21 protein-coding genes are annotated in these 17,147 nt (G+C 62.0%); 11 read left to right on the top strand and 10 right to left on the bottom strand.

All coding sequences use genetic code 11. The features are described from left to right. Complete coding sequence (locus tag LB532_RS10000) at nt 1-243, top strand: hypothetical protein (RefSeq protein ID WP_140637949.1); 243 nt, start codon at nt 1-3, stop codon at nt 241-243. Nucleotides 244-441: 198 nt separating this feature from the next. Here the strand turns inward: LB532_RS10000 and LB532_RS09995 are convergent, their stop codons facing one another. Together LB532_RS09995 and LB532_RS09990 are read right to left on the bottom strand one after the other, a co-directional pair. Continuing rightward, nucleotides 442-732, bottom strand: coding sequence for a hypothetical protein (locus LB532_RS09995; RefSeq protein WP_140637950.1), 291 nt, complete (start codon nt 730-732; stop codon nt 442-444). Between the two features lie 615 nt (nt 733-1,347). Next, a complete protein-coding gene (locus LB532_RS09990; RefSeq protein WP_140637951.1) occupies nt 1,348-2,013 on the bottom strand; it encodes an outer membrane protein in 666 nt (221 codons plus the stop codon). Between the two features lie 188 nt (nt 2,014-2,201). On the opposite strand from LB532_RS09990, the gene ade reads away from it, so the two are divergent. Then, nucleotides 2,202-4,013 (top strand): adenine deaminase, encoded by a 1,812-nt coding sequence (gene ade / locus LB532_RS09985; RefSeq protein WP_140637952.1) that lies wholly within the window; start codon nt 2,202-2,204, stop codon nt 4,011-4,013. Between the two features lie 21 nt (nt 4,014-4,034). Here the strand turns inward: ade and LB532_RS09980 are convergent, their stop codons facing one another. Beyond that, a complete protein-coding gene (locus LB532_RS09980) occupies nt 4,035-5,195 on the bottom strand; it encodes an alpha/beta hydrolase (protein ID WP_140637953.1) in 1,161 nt (386 codons plus the stop codon). A 141-nt stretch (nt 5,196-5,336) separates the two neighbouring features. Then, nucleotides 5,337-6,410 carry an alpha/beta hydrolase gene (locus LB532_RS09975; RefSeq protein WP_140637954.1) on the bottom strand — a complete coding sequence of 358 codons (1,074 nt, stop codon included), beginning with the start codon at nt 6,408-6,410 and terminating at the stop codon, nt 5,337-5,339. A gap of 406 nt (nt 6,411-6,816) precedes the next feature. Between LB532_RS09975 and ilvA the strand changes: the two genes are divergently transcribed. Both ilvA and LB532_RS09965 read left to right on the top strand, forming a co-directional pair. After that, the gene (ilvA, locus tag LB532_RS09970; RefSeq protein WP_140637955.1) at nt 6,817-8,073 is read left to right on the top strand and encodes a threonine ammonia-lyase IlvA; all 1,257 of its coding nucleotides are present in this window, start codon (nt 6,817-6,819) and stop codon (nt 8,071-8,073) included. Further along, nucleotides 8,070-8,624, top strand: coding sequence for a DUF1697 domain-containing protein (locus tag LB532_RS09965; RefSeq protein WP_140637956.1), 555 nt, complete (start codon nt 8,070-8,072; stop codon nt 8,622-8,624). The genes ilvA and LB532_RS09965 overlap by 4 nt, the downstream gene beginning before the upstream one ends. Nucleotides 8,625-8,655: 31 nt before the next feature. On the opposite strand, the gene LB532_RS09960 is transcribed toward LB532_RS09965, so the two are convergent. Beyond that, entirely contained in the window at nt 8,656-8,949 is a 294-nt protein-coding gene (locus LB532_RS09960) for a DUF2218 domain-containing protein (protein WP_140522099.1), read from the bottom strand. A gap of 129 nt (nt 8,950-9,078) precedes the next feature. After that, the gene (gene gloA / locus LB532_RS09955; protein WP_140522101.1) at nt 9,079-9,519 is read right to left on the bottom strand and encodes a lactoylglutathione lyase; all 441 of its coding nucleotides are present in this window, start codon (nt 9,517-9,519) and stop codon (nt 9,079-9,081) included. A gap of 268 nt (nt 9,520-9,787) precedes the next feature. Here gloA and LB532_RS09950 point away from each other — a divergent pair, with 268 nt between their 5' ends. From LB532_RS09950 to LB532_RS09940, 3 genes are read left to right on the top strand one after another with little or no spacing between them, the layout of a single operon-like run. After that, nucleotides 9,788-10,333 (top strand): cold-shock protein, encoded by a 546-nt coding sequence (locus LB532_RS09950; RefSeq protein ID WP_181169246.1) that lies wholly within the window; start codon nt 9,788-9,790, stop codon nt 10,331-10,333. 22 nt (nt 10,334-10,355) lie between these two features. Continuing rightward, entirely contained in the window at nt 10,356-10,919 is a 564-nt protein-coding gene (locus LB532_RS09945; protein ID WP_140637958.1) for a DUF192 domain-containing protein, read from the top strand. A 20-nt stretch (nt 10,920-10,939) separates the two neighbouring features. Further along, complete coding sequence (locus tag LB532_RS09940) at nt 10,940-11,707, top strand: alpha/beta fold hydrolase (RefSeq protein WP_224556752.1); 768 nt, start codon at nt 10,940-10,942, stop codon at nt 11,705-11,707. Nucleotides 11,708-11,767: 60 nt separating this feature from the next. Here the strand turns inward: LB532_RS09940 and LB532_RS09935 are convergent, their stop codons facing one another. Beyond that, nucleotides 11,768-12,367 (bottom strand): hypothetical protein, encoded by a 600-nt coding sequence (locus LB532_RS09935; protein WP_140637960.1) that lies wholly within the window; start codon nt 12,365-12,367, stop codon nt 11,768-11,770. 124 nt (nt 12,368-12,491) lie between these two features. Between LB532_RS09935 and cysE the strand changes: the two genes are divergently transcribed. Both cysE and LB532_RS09925 read left to right on the top strand, forming a co-directional pair. Continuing rightward, complete coding sequence (cysE, locus tag LB532_RS09930) at nt 12,492-13,340, top strand: serine O-acetyltransferase (protein ID WP_140493699.1); 849 nt, start codon at nt 12,492-12,494, stop codon at nt 13,338-13,340. 149 nt (nt 13,341-13,489) lie between these two features. After that, nucleotides 13,490-13,693 (top strand): DUF3126 family protein, encoded by a 204-nt coding sequence (locus LB532_RS09925; RefSeq protein WP_019857879.1) that lies wholly within the window; start codon nt 13,490-13,492, stop codon nt 13,691-13,693. Nucleotides 13,694-13,742: 49 nt separating this feature from the next. On the opposite strand, the gene LB532_RS09920 is transcribed toward LB532_RS09925, so the two are convergent. After that, on the bottom strand, nt 13,743-14,474 hold the full coding sequence (locus LB532_RS09920) for a hypothetical protein (RefSeq protein WP_140637961.1): 732 nt from the start codon (nt 14,472-14,474) through the stop codon (nt 13,743-13,745). Between the two features lie 102 nt (nt 14,475-14,576). Between LB532_RS09920 and LB532_RS09915 the strand changes: the two genes are divergently transcribed. Both LB532_RS09915 and LB532_RS09910 read left to right on the top strand, forming a co-directional pair. Continuing rightward, nucleotides 14,577-14,921 carry a DUF6949 family protein gene (locus LB532_RS09915; RefSeq protein ID WP_140637962.1) on the top strand — a complete coding sequence of 115 codons (345 nt, stop codon included), beginning with the start codon at nt 14,577-14,579 and terminating at the stop codon, nt 14,919-14,921. A 19-nt stretch (nt 14,922-14,940) separates the two neighbouring features. Beyond that, on the top strand, nt 14,941-15,468 hold the full coding sequence (locus tag LB532_RS09910; protein WP_140637963.1) for a gamma carbonic anhydrase family protein: 528 nt from the start codon (nt 14,941-14,943) through the stop codon (nt 15,466-15,468). A gap of 190 nt (nt 15,469-15,658) precedes the next feature. On the opposite strand, the gene LB532_RS09905 is transcribed toward LB532_RS09910, so the two are convergent. Both LB532_RS09905 and LB532_RS09900 read right to left on the bottom strand, forming a co-directional pair. After that, nucleotides 15,659-16,267 (bottom strand): transglutaminase-like cysteine peptidase, encoded by a 609-nt coding sequence (locus LB532_RS09905; protein WP_140637964.1) that lies wholly within the window; start codon nt 16,265-16,267, stop codon nt 15,659-15,661. A gap of 226 nt (nt 16,268-16,493) precedes the next feature. Next, nucleotides 16,494-17,111 (bottom strand): PilZ domain-containing protein, encoded by a 618-nt coding sequence (locus LB532_RS09900; RefSeq protein ID WP_140548770.1) that lies wholly within the window; start codon nt 17,109-17,111, stop codon nt 16,494-16,496. Nucleotides 17,112-17,147 lie beyond the last annotated feature (36 nt).

The raw sequence follows: 17,147 nt of genomic DNA, 5'->3' as shown, positions 1-17,147 counted from the left end.
ATGACCCCTGGTTCCATCAAAGTTGATGGCCACGTCCGTACCGAGATTCCTGCTAACGACAATCAGATGGCTGGCGCCGATATTCCCACCGAGTCGCTCTTGGACATTGTCCAGAGCGACGACTTCGCCGACGTGCTTTGCGCGAAAGCTGAGCGCCTCGCTGCCAAGGTGGTCGTGCTGATGGCGATTTGCTTGACATCGACACTGGTCGCCGGTGTTTATTTTTTACTCTTGCCCTCTTGAACGAGCAGCTTGAGCCGGGGTGCCCTCGAGGCCCATCGTGTGGCAAATCTGGCTGCCGGTGGTCGCGTCTTCGTTGAGCGATCCTGGTTTTTCGTTAGACTTGGCTTCCGCTAGCCCGGGTTGGCGGCAGGACATCAAAAGCGCGCCGCGTTGAAGGAATTCATGCGACGCGCTTCAGATCGCTTTGGGCAACATGCATTAGTAGTCGCGATCGTCGATCACCGCTGGGTGATGCCGATGGTGGCGACGTTCGATTGAGCCCGTAACAACGACGGTGTCGTGGCTATGATGCCGACGACCATGATCATAGAAGGCCACGGTGCCGTGACGTCGATGATGGAGGCGCTGGCCCTGATCGTTGATTACCGCGACATGGCGGTGATGATGGCGGTGGGTCTTGATGACGACATCGGCCTCTGCCGCCGACGCGACAACCGGCATTGCGACGAAAATGAGCGCCATGGCACTTGTCAACAGAATCGCTTTCATAAGTGTTCTCCATCTTCCCGGTCCCTCGGATACGTTCACAACAGCCAAAGTCGCAAGAAATCTCGATTTGGGCTTTTGCAGCGGAATGAGCAGGGGCCGCCAACGGGTTGGGTCGGAGTTGATTGGTGACCCCTGCTCTCATGGGCGCATGAAGGGACCGTTGCTGCACCCATCAAACAAATGGGAGGAATGCCAGTACGTTCCTCGCAGGGGAGCTGATCGGACCTCTGCCGCAGATATTCGGACCAAGGTCTTGCGGATTTACTTGGACCTTCGTCGCGCTTGCCACTCGACGGCTGTTTTCCCGATGCGACTCTTCGATGTTCGCACGCAGGGAACATGACGACACGCGGCATCAGCTCCTGCGCCGGTCGCTTTCAGACAAGCGGGCATGGTGATACTGGTGCGATCACGCAATTCCGCGCGCCGCGGGCAATGATACGGTGTTTGCGCGGCGGATCTGATCCGTCTAGGCCGGCGTCTACCGGGCCCAACCCATCCCCCCGCCCACTGGGGACGCCGGCCCCTCAGTCCTTGGAATTGCCGTAGAATTGCAGTCGCGGACCATGCGAGATCGAGCATGATCCTGTCCGTTGACCGGACGTGGCGATGGGCTCAGAACTTGTAGCTCAGATTGATGCCGACCGTATTCAGCTTCACATTCTGGTCGCGATCGAGAAAATCGTCCGGCGCATCGAAATGCTCCTTGCTGAAATCATAGTAGCGATACTGCGCCCCGACGACGAACCTGTCGGTCAGCGCATAATCGACGCCGGCGCCAACCGTCCAGCCTATGCTGGTTCGCGTGTTGTCGAACAAGGTACCGGCATCTTGCGAGGTTTCGATGCCGGCAAAGGCGATGCCGCCGATGCCGTAGATCAGGAACCGGTCCATCGCATAGCCGGCCTTGGCATTGATGGAACCGAACCACTTGACATCCGTGCCGAGCAGATTTCCCGCACCCAGTTCTTCGGCGCCCTTTGCCGAGGAATAGTTGAGCTCTGCTTCGGCGCCGAGCACCGCTTGGTCGAATTGCCACAGACCGGCGACATGGCCACCGACGAAACCGCCGTCGAGGTCTGGCGAGGCGGCAAACGGCTCGCCCTCGGTTCCCGAAATGTCCGAACTGCCCCAGCCATAACCGCCTTGCAGGCCGGCATAGTAGCCGGTCCAGTCGAAACCGGGCGCGGTCATCGGCACATCGGCCACAGGTTCGGCTGCGAAAGCCGGTGCGGCCAGAGCGGCAAGAAAACCGACACTTGCAAGCATTAGCCGACGCATCGAACTCCCCGAACGAAGAGCTGGAAGATCCTGGCTGGCACGCTAACCCGATTTGCGGCAAAACGGAATCGCATTTCTGTGCGGCTGATTTACGCTCTCTGCGTCGGGTCTTGGAACAATCGGGAGAAAGTGTGAGGCTGGCCAAAACCGTGGCGGCTTGGCACAGTCGAGCAAACAGGAGTCGCTTCATGGCGAACACGCCGTCGGGCAGCAAACCCAGACCATGGACTGAAATGGCGACGCATCTGGTCGATGTCGCCATGGGCAGGAAACCCGCTGACCTCGTCATCCGCAACGGCCGCTGGGTCAATGTTCACTCAGGCGAGATCATAGCCGGCACCGACATCGCCATTGCCGGCGGGCGCTTCGCCTATTGCGGGCCGAATGCCGGCCACGCGATCGGGCAGAGCACCAAGGTGGTCGATGCCGGCGGACGCTATCTGGTGCCCGGCCTCTGTGACGCGCACATGCATGTCGAGAGCGGCATGGTGACGGTGACCGAGTTCTGCCGCGCCGTCATTCCGCACGGCACCACCTCCATGTTTATCGATCCGCACGAGATCGCCAATGTGCTCGGCCTGCCCGGCGTGCGGCTGATGCATGACGAGGCCGTCGCCATGCCGATCAACGTGCATGTCCAGATGCCGTCCTGCGTGCCCTCGGCCCCCGGGCTCGAACATGCCGGCGCCGAGCTGACGGTCGCCGACGTGGCGGAAGCGATGACCTGGGAAAACATCATCGGGCTGGGCGAAGTGATGAATTTCCCGGGCGTCGCCGCCAACGATCCGGTGATGTCGGGCGAGATCGCCGCTACGGTGAAGGCGGGCAAGACGGTCGGCGGCCATTATGCCTCGCGCGATCTCGGCCTGCCGTTCCACGGCTATGTCGCCGGCGGCCCGGAGGACGACCATGAGGGCACGCGCGCCGAGGATGCCATCGCACGCGTGCGCCAGGGCATGAAGGCGATGCTCAGGCTGGGCTCGGCCTGGTACGACGTCGCCTCGCAGATCAAGGCGGTCACCGAGGGCGGCATCGATCCGCGCAATTTCATCCTGTGCACCGACGACAGCCATTCCGGCACCTTGGTTCACCAGGGGCATATGGACCGCGTGGTCCGCCACGCCATCAGCCAGGGCTTAAAACCGGTGACAGCGATCCAGATGGCGACGCTCAACACCGCTCAGCATTTCCGGCTGGAGCGCGAGATCGGATCGATCGCGCCGGGGCGGCTGGCCGATCTTCTGATTGTCTCGGATCTCGCTGCAATGGCCATAGACGAGGTCTATGCGCGCGGCGTCAGGCTGGCCAAGGGCGGCAAGCTCGACATCGATATTCCGGCCTACGATTATCCGGAGACTGCGAAGAATACGGTCAAGCTTGGCAAGAAACTCAAAGCCGCGGATTTCGACGTCGCGGCACCCAAGGGCGCCAACGAGGTGCGCGTCAGGGTCATCGGGGTCATCGAAAATCAGGCACCGACGCGGGCGCTGGAAGCGGATCTCGCCGTCGAGGACGGGCTGGTCGCCATGGATCGCCGCAACGACATCTGCCAGATCGCACTGGTCGAGCGTCACAAGGGTACCGGCGGCATCACCAATGCCTTTGTCTCCGGCTTCGGCTACATCGGCGATTGCGCGATGGCGTCGAGCGTCGCGCATGATGCCCACCACATCATCGTCGTCGGCACCAACAAGCGGGATATGGCGCTTGCGGTCAACCGACTGGGCGAGGTCGGTGGCGGCGTCGTGCTGTTTTCCAAGGGTAAGGAACTGGCATTGGTCGAAATGCCGATCGCCGGGCTGATGTCGGACGAGCGGGCCGAAATCGTCGCGGCCAAGGCCGACAAACTGACCGAGGCCATGCGCCAGATGGGCTGCTCGCTGAACAACGCCTACATGCAGCACTCGCTGCTGGCGCTGGTCGTCATTCCGGAGCTCAGGATTTCCGATGTCGGCCTGATAGACGTGACGACCTTCCAGAAGGTCGACCTCTTCGTGTAAGAGCAGTTGCGGTCGCTTCGCTCATCCGCCGGTGGCGATCGTCAACACCTTGAACGGCGTGGTGATGACGATCTCGGCAACCGAGCCGACGGCCTTGCCAAGGCCCTGGCCGAGGTTGTTGAGCTGCACTGGGGGTTCGTCCGACGCCAGGCCGGCCGGGGCCCGCAGCCGGTCGCCGAGCAACTGAACCAGGATCGGATTGTCGGCGAATTTGGCGTGGTTCAGCCGGTCGCCACCCTTGGTCTGGCTGAGATCGACCACAGACACGCCATAGCTGGCGAGATCGGCCGCGTCACCATAGTCGCCGACGCGGGGCTTGTCGCCCGAGATCAGGGAAGACAATTTGAGTGCCCGGTCGTCCGCGGAAAGCAGGATGGCGAAGGGTTTGTCCGGCTTGCCGTAGCGGATCATCTGTTTCTTGAACACGTCGACGTCGATGTCGGGCGAGGCCAAGATGACATAACCAAGCTTGCCGTGGAGATCGCGGTCGCCGGTGATGGCAAGCTGGCGCAGCGCCTCCATGGTCACCCATGTTCCCATCGAATGGGCGACGATGTCGATGCTCTTGGCCCGCGTCTTTGCCAGCATCCTGAGCGTTGCCTCGAGGTCGTCACGCGCCGCGTTGGCGCTCTCCTTGTCGTAGATGTAGCCCGTCGTCTTGCCGCTCGAAGCCCAGGAGAACAGCACCGGCGTGCCCGGATATTTCGTGTCGTGCGCGATCTGCGTCAGCCGGTAGATGCCGTCGTCGAAACCATTGTTGAACCCGTGCACGAAAACCAGCGCACGGTCGCCGCGCATGGCGATGTCGGCACCGACCGCCTTGGCGAATTGCGGCGCATCCGCATAGAACGCGACATCCTTGGCGGTGAAGTCCTTGGCTGGATTGCTGTTGGCAGACCCTCGGACACGCTCGATCATGCCGACCTTGTGGCTTTTCGGCACGGTGACGTCGACCCGGGCGAAGCTGGTGGTCAAGGAGCGATCGCCGTCGAACACCTGCCGCGGGTCCTTCGTCGCCTTCTGGCGGGTGGTGGCGACGAATATCTCGTGGGTGGCCGCGATGTCGGACGCGGGTACGGCAACCATAGTCCTGTTCAGCAGATCGTGCGTGTTTCGGCCGGCGCAGCCTGCGACCAGCAGCGCGAACGCAATGACGACGAAACTCTTCGAATGCACCGTCACACGCCGGCTCCCGCAAAGGAGGACGTCAACGCGTGACGTCGCTGGATATTTCGATAAGGCCAGAGGCCGGCGCGGTCCAGTTCAAAGTTGGTCGGCACCTTCGCAAGGCCAAGCGGGCCACGCCAAGCCGCGGCAATGCATCTATTGCCCGAGCAGGCTGATGCGGTCGGTCACGTCGCGGTCGCTGGCAAATCCATCGTCTTCGCGCAGCCGTTGGCCGATCATCTTCACCAGCGCGGGATTGTCGGCGAATTTCGTATGGTTGAAACTGTCCGCTCCCTTGATCTTGGAGAGGTCGACGACGGTTACGCCGTAGGATGCAAGGTCGGCGGCGTCCTTGTAGTCGCCGACGCGCGGCCGCGCGCCGGCGATCAGGCCAGAGAGCCGGAGCGCGCGGTCATCATCGGACAACAACAGGATGAACGGCTTGTTGGGTTTGCCATAGCGGCGCATCTGGCTCTTGAACACGTCGACATCGATGTCGGGCGATGCGAGCACGACGTCGCCGAGCTTGCCGCCGAGATCACGGTCGCCGGTGATTGCGAGCTGGCGCAGCGTCTCCATGGTCACCCAGGTTCCCATCGAATGGGCGACGATATCGATGCGCCGCGCGCCGGTCTGCGCCAGCATGCGCAACGTCACTTCGAGCTGGTCGCGCGCGGCGCTGGCGCTTTCCTTGTCGTAGACATAGTCGGTAGTCTTGGCGCCGGATGCCCAGGAAAACAGCACGGGCGTGCCGGGATAGCCGGAATCGTGGACGATCTGGGTCAGGCGGTAAACGGCGTCGTCGAAGCCGGTGTTGTAGCCATGGACGAAGACCATGACGCGGTCGCCGCGCGCCGCGATGTCAGCACTCAGCGCACTGGCGAATTTCGGCTGGGTGTCGTAGCCGACGACCTCGGAGGCCATGAAATACTTGGCCGGATCGTTCGACTTGCCGCGCGAGCGGCGTTCGATCTGCCCGGTCTGGTGGATGCCGGGCACGGTGACGTTGACGCGGGCGTAGTTCAGCGTGGCCGATCGCTCGCCGTCGAAGACCTTGTTCGGATCGTCGGATTTCTTGCGCGTGGTGGCGATGAAGATGCTGTGATTGCCGGCGATCTCGGTCACCGGCGCTGCCACGATGGCGCTGCCGAGCAGTTCCTGGGTCTGCTGTCCCGCGCAGCCCGCGACAAGCAAGGCTAGGCCAATGGCAAAAATCGTCTTCAACGGCACGTCTGAAATTCCACTCCGGCCCGAAAAGGCCAATCGCCTCCACAAGTCTCCCCCGACAGGGCAAGTGCGGCGGAAGTAAGTCGTGTCCAGCCGAAAAGCGGTCGGCGTACGGCGACCGCCGCCGCAGTGTTGCACGAAAGCCAGACTGGCATCAGGACGGGCCCCGACGGGCCTTGGCACCCGCATGGATTTCAAGAATTACATGAACAACCATCCCCAACTAACGGCAAATATATCACGAAACGCCGACGACTTGGGAACATGAGTGACCGGGCAATGGTTTCACGGGGCCGCCTGTGCAATAGACGGAATCGGGTTGCTCGGCGGCAAGGCTCGCGACAAACGGTCGTTCCGTGGTCAATCGATGATAGACATTCCCAAACGACATGCGTTCAAGGTGGCCCCGATGACCAGCTTCTCTTCCCGCGTTGCCACCGCTGCTTCCGCCATCCGCCGGATCTTTCCGGAAACGCCGCTGCAGGAGAACGATTATCTGTCGAAGAAGACCGGCGCGCGGGTATTTTTGAAGCGCGAGGATCTGAGCCCGGTGCGCTCCTACAAGATCCGCGGCGCCTTCAACTTCTTCCGCAAGGCTCTGGGCGAGGGCAACCATGCCGAACTGTTCGTCTGCGCTTCCGCAGGCAACCATGCGCAGGGTTTTGCCTTCGTCTGCCGCCATTTCGGCAAAAAGGGCGTTGTGTTCATGCCGGTGACGACGCCGCAGCAGAAGATCGACAAGACGCGGCTGTTCGGCGGCGACTTCGTCGAGATCAGGCTGATCGGCGATTTCTTCGACGATTGCTATCGCGCCGCCATTGAATTCACAGAAAGCGCCGGCGCTCATATGGTGCCGCCCTTCGACCACAAGGACATCATCGAGGGACAGGCGACGGTCGCCTATGAGATCGCCGACCAGATGCCCGGCGCGGGCATGCCCGACATTGTCGTGCTGCCGGTCGGTGGCGGAGGTCTGGCCGCAGGGGTGACGCACTACTTCGCCGATCAGGGGCGTGAGGCGCGCTTCGTCTTTTGCGAACCGGCAGGGGCGCCAAGCCTGCGCGAGAGCCTTGCGGCGGGAAAACGACTCAAACTCGCCAAGGTCGACAATTTCGTCGACGGCGCGGCGGTCGCCGAAATCGGCCGTGAGCCCCTGCGGCACCTCAAGGACTTCGCCGCCGAGACGGTGCGGCTGATCCCGGAAAACCGGCTCTGCGCGACCATGATCGAGATGCTCAATGTCGAGGGCGTGGTGCTGGAGCCGGCCGGCGCGCTGGCTATCGATGCGCTGAAGGATTTTTCCAGGAAGGAAATCCGCGGCAAGACCATCGTGGCCGTGGTTTCGGGCGGCAATTTCGATTTCGAACGGCTGCCGGACGTCAAGGAACGGGCACTGCGCTTCGAAGGCCTGAAGAAATACTTCATCATTCGCTTTCCGCAGCGGCCGGGCGCGCTGCGTGACTTCCTTGAAATGCTTGGGCCGGACGACGACATCGCCCGCTTCGAATATCTGAAGAAGTCGGCACGCAATTTCGGCTCGGTTCTGATCGGCATCGAAACCAAGGATCGCCGCAATTTCGACCTGCTGAAAGCGAATTTCGAGGCCGAAGGCGTCCAGCATCAGGATATCACGGACAACGAGACATTGGCCGGGTTCATCATATGAGTGGAAACGTCTTCATCGCCCTGTTTTCAGGCATCAATGTCGGCGGCAACCGCATCGTCAGGATGGCGGACTTGCGGGCATTCTTCGAGGATCTCGGCTTTTGCGACGTCGCCACCTACGTGCAGAGCGGCAATGCCGTGTTTCGGTCGGAGAAGGGGGACGCTGCCACGCTGACGAAAGAGATCGAGGCAGCCTTCGAGAAGAAATGGGGGTTCCATTCGCGCATCATGGTGCGCGATCTCGGCTGGGTCGAACGGCTGGTCAGGGAAAATCCCTATCCGGAGATTGCCGAGGAGCCGACAAAGCTGCACGCGTATGCGCTGGAGCGCGCGCCGACCGCCGAGGAGGTGGCACGGCTGGCCGAAAGATGTACGGGTCCGGAGCGGTTCGAGATCAAGGGCGACGTGCTTTACCTGCATGCACCCGACGGACTGGGCAAATCGGTGTTTGCCAATCTCATTCCACGCACGCTGAAGGTACCGGGCACTGCCCGCAACTGGCGCTCGGTGCTGGCGCTGCTGGAGATGGCCGGCAAGTCCGGCGGCGGCTGATTGATGCCTGCCGTAATGCGCAAAGAAGAGCCTATGCCGCCTCGGCGCGTTTCCAGTCGAACGTCAGCTCCTCGCGAAACGCAAAGCGTTTGATGTGGTCGGCGACGACGCTTTCAAGGCGCTCGATAGAGCCGGGGTCGTCGCTCGATACGGTGATGTGCAGCGCAGCTCCATCGGCATCCATGATGGTGCGGCCGAGCGAAAGGTCGATGGCGCCATGGTTGGGATCGAATTCCACGGGGAATTTGTGGGCCCAATGTTTGCACAATTGCTGCAGATAACGGCTTGCATGTGCGGTGGTGACATCGGCATGGCTGATCGTCATGAAGGGATCTCCGAGGGTGAAACGCACGAAACGGCGCCCGCTTTCGAGGCGGGCGCTATCGCCGCATAGATAGGCGCAACCTCGCCCGCCGCCATAGGCCGGCTGCCGACCGCTCGAAAAGGTGATCGATCACCAGCTTCCGGTGTTCGGCATCGACGCCCACGGTTCGGCCTTTGCCTTCGCCGGACCTTTCTGCAGAAGTTCGATCGAGATTCCGTCCGGCGACTTGACGAAAGCCATGTTGCCGTCGCGCGGCGGCCGGTTGATGGTGACGCCGCTGTCCATCAGCCGCTGGCAGGTGGCGTAGATGTCGTCGACTTCATAGGCGAGGTGGCCGAAATTGCGGCCGCCCTTGTAGTCTTCCGGGTCCCAATTGTAGGTGAGCTCGACCAGCGGTGCTTTCTCGTCGATGCCGCTTTGCTCGTCTTCCGGCGCGGCCAGGAAGATCAGCGTATAGCGGCCCTGCTCGTTCTCGTAGCGGCGCACTTCCTTCAGGCCGAGCTTGTTGCAGTAGAAATCGAGCGAAGCATCGATGTCGGCGACGCGGACCATGGTGTGCAGATAGCGCATGTGATTTCCTCGACTTGTTGGGTTGCGGCGCAACATAGGGGTGGGCCGTCCAAAGGGCAAATCCCAGGCGGCCGCCGGCGCCGCCAAAGAACAAATCCGGCATTCGCATAATGAGCCGTGAAAAAAGGCACGTCAGGTCTTGCACACACCGGAAGCCGCAGTGTTAATCTGGTGTCAAGAATCAGTTGCGGTGGTCTTGAAAAAAGGGGGCATTCTTATGGGGGAAAAGGCCTCTTTGACGGGGCGGTCCGAAACCCTTGGCGACGCCATGAAGCGCGACGAAGGCGGCGATGCTGTCGATCTGACCGAAATATCCGGCGCCATCAAGTGGTTCGATGTAGCCAAGGGCTATGGCTTCATCCTCCCGGATGACGGCGTTTCAGGCGACATCCTCCTCCATGTGACATGCCTTAGACGGGATGGTTTCCAGACTGCTCTGGAGGGAGCGCGCGTTGTCTGCCTCGTCAAGCAGGGCGAGCGCGGATTGCAGGCTTTCCGGATTCTCTCCATGGATGTCACCACGGCTGTCCATCCGGCGGAAATGCAGGAGCAGCGCACACATGTCTCGGTGACGCCGGAGAGCGGGCTGGAACGCGCCTTGGTGAAGTGGTTCAACCGCACCAAGGGGTTTGGTTTCCTGACGCGGGGCGAGGGCACCGAGGACATTTTCGTCCATATGGAGACCTTGCGCCGCTACGGCATCACCGAGCTTCGGCCGGGGCAGGTCGTGCTTGTCCGCTTCGGGCGCGGCGACAAAGGCCTTATGGCTGCCGAAATCCATCCCGATATGGGAACCTTGCCGGTCGCGCATTAGGGCGGTTGCCGAGGATTTTCGCATGACACATAGGAACTGGCTGACGGCGGGCGCAATGTGCGTCCTGGCTGCCGTCATCGTCGCCGCGGGCGCCTATTTCTATTCGCCTGCACCGACGGCGGCCGACAGCCGGGTGATGACCTTGCCGGTGGACCCGACGCCGCTGGTCGTGGCGACGAAAGGCGGAGATCGCTCCTTTTCCATCGAAATCGCCGACACCGACGCTGAACGCGAGGCCGGCTTGATGTATCGCCAAGATATGGCAGACGATCACGGCATGTTGTTCGTCTTCGACATGCAGCAGCAGGTCAACTTCTGGATGCAGAACACGCCGATGCCGCTTGACCTGGTTTTTATCGGCCAGGATGGCAAGATCCGGGCGGTCAAGCACGGCGAGCCGCAATCCCAGGCCCTGATTTCGCCTGGCGTCCCGGTGCGCTTCGTGCTCGAGCTCAAGGCGGGCACCGCCGCCAGGAACGGCATCGGGTATGGCGACTTGGTGCGCCATCCGGCCGTTGACACTATATCAGGTCCCGGGGTGCCGCCATCGGACAATGGCGATGCGCCGAACGGCGGTGGCGGTTGAGGACGCGGACAGTATAGCCGATGCAGTTTTTTTCCCATGACGGGTTCGATATCGCCTTCCTCGATCGCCAGCCGGGATCGGGCCGGGGCGATCCTGTGCTGATGATCCATGGCTTTGCATCCAGCCATTACGTCAACTGGGTTTCGCCCGGCTGGTTCAAGACGCTGAACGATGCCGGCTACCGTGCCATTGCGCTGGACAATCGCGGCCACGGCTCGTCATCGAAAAGCTACGAAGAGGCAGATTACACCCCGGCCCGGATGGCCTCGGACGCGGCTGCTTTGCTCGATCATCTCGGCATCCAGCGCGCCCATGTCATGGGCTATTCGATGGGCGCAAGGATAGCGGCATTCCTGGCGCTGTCGGATCCCGACAAGGTCGCGACGCTGGTTTTCGGCGGTCTCGGCATCGGCATGATCGACGGCGTCGGCGATTGGGATCCGATCGCGGCGGCCCTTCTTGCCGACGATCCGGCCAAGACCACCCATCCCCGCGGCCGTTCGTTCCGCGCCTTCGCCGACCAGACCCGCAGCGACCGCCGGGCGCTCGCGGCCTGCATCGCCACGTCCCGCGAGTTGCTGAGCGAGGACGAAATTGCCCGGATCGCCCAGCCGACGCTGATCGCCGTCGGTACCACGGACGATATTGGCGGCTCGCCCGACGAGCTTGCCGCGCTGATGCCCAACGCAAAAGCTTTCCACATTGAGGGCCGGGACCATATGCTGGCCGTCGGCGACAAGACCTTCAAGCAGCGTGTACTGGAATTCTACGCCGAAAATCCGCTTTGAGCGGTCATTGTCCGGCGTTGGGCCTTGAGCCAGACGGCATTTGCGATCCCGGGGTTTAAATTATTCCTTAAGCGCTTCGAGCGACCGGGCAAGGTTCAGCCTGGCCTGCGGTTCGAAGCGCCGGCGGAATTCCTCGCTGTGGAAGATGTGCGGGCGGGTGAGGAAGCTGTTCAACACCGCGCCGCGACCGGCCCGCCACATCGGCTCCTCCACCCATTGATATTCGGCGCGGATCGCGCGCTCATAGGCGTCGAATGCATCTGGCGGGGCGCCGAGGATCGACAGGTCCATGTCCAGGAAAAGGGCGGCGTCGTGCGTCGCGGTCATGTCTTCGAAGACCGGCAACCGGTGTGTCGCGGTGGCAAGGATCATGGCGCTGATGCGGCCGAGGCGCTGGGCGTCGATGCGGCCCGCGAGCTTTTTTTCCGCGAGCGCCGCGCTTTGCGCCTCATTGTCCTTGGCCCGGCTGTCATAGACGGCGTCGTGGAACCAGATCGCGGCCTCGACGGCCTCGGGATCGCCGAGCAGCTCCCGGTATTCACTGGCCAGCGCCAGCATCGCCTCGATATGGGCAAGGTTGTGGTAGTGGCGGTCCTTGTCCTCGTAGAGGGTGGAAAGCTCGCGTTTGAGGGCATCGTCGAGCAAGCGTTCATTTTCCATGGCGGCTTGAATTCCCGCGAACCAAATCCATTTGACAAAGCACTAAGGAAAATTGAGTTCAATCGTGCTATGATCTGGCTTATATGTGCGGCCCGACATTAGGCAAGGCGGCAGGACGACGTCGATGAACAGCATCAGCATTTCCCGACACAGCGCGTTGCAGCCGGTCGATCCGATCTGGCGCTCGATCCGTGACGAAGCGATGGACGCGGTCAATCGCGACCCGCTGCTCGCGGCCTTCCTCTATTCGACCATCCTCAATCAGGAGAGCCTGGAGGAGGCGGTCATCCATCGGCTGGCCGAGCGGTTGGCGCACCAGGACATCGGCTCCGATCTCATCCGCCAGACCTTCAAGTCGATGCTGGCCGACGACAAGGATTGGCCGACCACGGTGCGTGTCGATATCCAGGCCTATTACGACCGCGATCCGGCCTGCGACCGCTTCATCATGCCGGTGCTCTACTTCAAGGGGTTTCACGCCATCCAGACCCACAGGCTGGCGCATTGGCTGTGGAACCAGGGACGCAAGGATTTCGCGCTCTATCTGCAAAGCCGTTCGTCCTCGGTCTTCCAGACCGATATCAATCCGGCGGCCCGCATCGGCAAGGGCATCTTCATCGACCACGCCACCGGTCTGGTCGTCGGCGAGACAGCGGTCATCGAGGACGACGTGTCGATCCTGCACGGTGTCACGCTCGGCGGCACCGGCAAGGCCGGCGGAGACCGCCACCCCAAGATCCGTCGTGGCGTGCTGATCGGCGCCGGCGCCAAGATCCTCGGCAATATCGAAATCGGCCATTGCTCCAAGATCGCCGCCGGTTCGGTGGTGCTTTCGCCGGTGCCGCACAACAAGACGGTCGCGGGCGTGCCGGCTCGCGTCGTCGGCGAGACCGGTTGTGACCAGCCATCGCGCCAGATGGACCAGCTTCTGCCGTCGCAGACGATGGACCAGGTCGTCAGCTTCGACATCTGATTTTTACCGCGGGGCGTCGCGGAGTTCCGCACTGCTCGCGCCGGCGGCTTCGATTGCCGTGCAATACGGCGAGCTTGCCTTTACATGGCCATCGTCGACGTGTCAGAAGCGCCGTTCAAACGAGCAAGCCCGATGATCGGAGAAGACTGTTGAAGCCTGACGAAATCAGAAAGCTGGACGCCTATTTCAAGCGCGTCTTCCAGAACCCCAAGCTCGAGGTCAAGGCACGGCCGCGCAAGGAGGATTCGGCCGAAGTCTATGTCGGCGACGAATTCCTCGGCATCGTCTTCAAGGACGAGGATGACGGCGACTACAATTTCTCGATGGCGATTCTCGACATCGATCTGGGCTGATCCTACCGTCCCATGGCGACGCCGGACGCAAACGCGGCCGGCCTTCCCGTCAATGTCCCGCCTTCAGGACACGCCCGGCCTCGGCGGTGATTGCCGCGTCAAGGGCCTGCCAATCCCCCAGAAATTCCTTCGGGAAGCGATAGGTGAGGCTGAGATCCTCGCCGACATGGATGTCGCGCTCGCAAGGCGCCAGCGATTGTTCGGCTGCCGGCCCACTCAGGCAGCGGGCCACGAACGGGTCCTTGCCGGGCCGGTTGCCGACAACGAGCACCTCGTTGAGGTAACCTGATTTCGCGTTGAAACCGTAAATCGTCGTGCCGCCCGGACCTGCCGTGCCGGGCTGCACGATCAGCGCGCTGTAGATCGGCCCGAAACGTCCGCTCATGTCGCGAGACATCATCTGCTGTTCGAAGGATAGGAAGACGATGCTTTTGGTTGGCCCCGTGTGATTGAAATCGCGGCGGGCAGCTTCGCTGTAGCCATCCATCTGGGGGTAGCGCAGGTAGAGGTCGAGCCGCGAGGCGATGCCGTCGCGCCGCGCCTGCTCGAAACGGATGAAGTTGGCCGGCACGGCGATGACATTGTTGCCGATCACCACCTTGCGCATCGTCGCATCATCCGTGTAGCCGGCCATGGCGATCGAATGGCCGAACCATTTGCCGGCAAGGCTGATTGCGACCGACAGCAGGGCGAGTGCTGCGAAGGCGTAGAACACCCGCTTCATCAGCGTGGAATCGACCACGGTGAATTCGGGATCGTCGGCGATCGCTGCCTGCTTCATCTCTGTCCCCGGATTCCTGTCCCGTGACGGCACGCATCGCACGGCACGGCTCTTGCAGTCCTCCCAGCGACTGTGCGATTTCATGGTAAACGGAAGGTAAAGATGGGCCCGGTTGAGCTAACTGCGTTCGCTTTTCTTGTCGGGTTGACGGCTTGCGGGCTGGTCGGATCGGCGATGGAGTTGGTTGCCGGGCGCAAGGTCGCGTTCACCGAGCCTTATGTGTCCTCCGCGCACGTACTGCGTTCGCTCGCCGCCACCGCGTGCGCCGGGCCGTTCATGCTGCTCAACGATGCCTTGGACGCCCGCCGCGAGGGTCGCATTTCGTCGGTGGCGCTGATCTCCTGCGGCTGCACGGCGGTGGCCTGGATGCTGGCGCTCGGCGTCGTCCTCGTCGCCATTGCGTGTTGGGGGGCTGCCAACCTAGGGTCGTTCGACTTCCAGGCTTGAGACGAATCGGAGACCGGAAATGCCGCTTTATGCGATCGATGGCAGCGAACCAAGCTTCGCGGATGCGGACTCGAACTGGATCGCGCCCGATGCGACGCTCATCGGAGACATCAGCATCGGCCGCAATGCCGGCTTCTGGTTCGGCGTCGTCATCCGCGGCGACAATGAACCTGTCGTGATCGGCGCCGACACCAACGTGCAGGAGCACACGGTCATGCACACTGATCCCGGCTTTCCGTTGACCATTGGCGAAGGCTGCACGATTGGACACCGGGCTATGCTGCATGGCTGCACCATTGGCGACAACAGCCTCGTCGGCATGGGCGCAATCGTGCTCAACGGCGCCAGGATCGGCAAGAATTCGCTGGTCGGCGCCGGCGCGCTGGTCACCGAAGGCAAGGAATTCCCGGACAATTCGCTGATCGTCGGCTCGCCGGCCAAGGCGATCAGGGTGCTGGACGAGACGGCGATCGCGAGGCTGCGGGCCTCGGCCGCGCACTATGTCGCCAACGGCAAGCGGTTCAAGGCGGCGTTGAAGAAGGTCTGAGTCTCCGCCAGAAATGGCGGAGCCGGCCCGGGGACGGGGCCGGCTCCTTAGACCCGGTCGTTGGGACGGGGAGGGTGGGGACTCGACCGGGTTTCTCCTTAGGCGCATCGCGTTGATGCGTAGCGCCTGGTCTCTGGTTCAAGCGTGCCGGTCCCCCAAAGCTGCGCGTTGGTCGGCATGGATCGACGCCTCAGCGGACGCTGGCGACCGCGTCGGCACGGCCGTCGTTGATCGTCACCCATACGCCGGAGTTGGTATCCGATTGTCGCTTGAGGTAGGTGTAGTCGGTGTCCGTCCAGGACAGGACCTTGGTTTCCAGATTGTCGAGGATGAACTCGCCGAGGCTGGTGCGCACAGCCAGCACCGCGTGGCCGTCACCGTTCGGCTGGCGCGCGACCGTCATCAACAGGTTGCCGGCCGGAACGCCGGCGTCCATCAGCTCGCGGCGCTTTTCCAACGCGTAGTCCTCGCAATCGCCATAGCCATTGTCGGGATAGGCCCAATATTCCTCGACGCCGTTGTTTTCCATGTCGGTGCGCGGCTTGACGCGGGTATTGACCGAATTGTTGATGCTGACGATCGTCGCCCACAGCTTGCGGGTCAATTCGACCGGCGCCCCCTTAGGTGTCCGCTCGCTGCACTCGCCCGGTATGCGCCGGCAGAATTCATAGTGGCCGACAGGCTGTGTGGTGCGGCCGCCGGTGTGCATATAGGCCGGTCCCGCGGCATATGCTGATCCCCAAGCGGAAAGCTGCATCGCCATTGCCATCAGCAACAGCTTGCCCCTCGTTTTCTTCATTGTTTTTGTCTCCCCGTTCGAAGGAGACATTGCCACAGGTGGATTTATTCGACGCAAAAGCGCGCAGTAGATATTGAGTAAAACGCCCCTAGAATAAGTATCAAATTTGAAACTTTTGAACGGTCAATCGTTTAACGTTTCGGGAACTGAAGTGCCTCGAATTGCGCTGTCGTGAAATATAAAACCGGCCGCGAGGGCCGGTTTTGATCTGGACGCTGTTGGGGCTTCAGGCGCGCGGCGTGTTGAATTCCGAATCGAGCGTCTCAGGCCGCTGGATGACGGCGAATTCGATGGCGACGCCATCCTCGAAATGACGCACGATCTGTCCGCGCATGGTGCCGAGCATGACCTGGACGCCGATCGCCGGCTTGACGTCGATCTCGATCGCCGCGCCGGAGAGCGACAGGTCGATGATGCGGCACTGGTACTGACGGCCATCGGTGAGCTGCAGGATGCTGGTCGGGTTGCGGGGGGCAACGCGCTCGTGGCGGCGGTCTTCGGGCAGATCGAGTTCGTGCTTGTTGGCGAGCCACGTCAATTGCGCGGCGAGCTTGTCCTTCTTGCGGTCCGACGCAATCACCGTCATTGCGAAACCGTCCTGCAAGGTGCGGGTGACGACGCCTTCTATGCGGCCGATATGGTCGATATAGGCGATGACCTTTTCGCCGGGCATGCCGATGCGGTCCGTGCGAAGCGCGACGTTACCCGGCGACATATCGACGACCTGGCAAGGATGTTCGGTGCGGTCTTCCAGCATGAAGCGCCCGTATATCTTGACCCGGACGCGCTGAAAGTTACGTCTCTCAGCTTGGGACGGCGCGTAGTCGACCGCCGCTGACCTCATGACTGCCTACACCCCGTTTGGCATCCCCGCGCGCCG

Source organism: Mesorhizobium sp. ESP-6-2 (assembly GCF_020164675.1).
Taxonomy (GTDB): domain Bacteria; phylum Pseudomonadota; class Alphaproteobacteria; order Rhizobiales; family Rhizobiaceae; genus Mesorhizobium.
The sequence above is the reverse complement of the archived record's forward strand: the minus strand, read 5'-3'. Positions and strand labels throughout refer to the sequence as shown.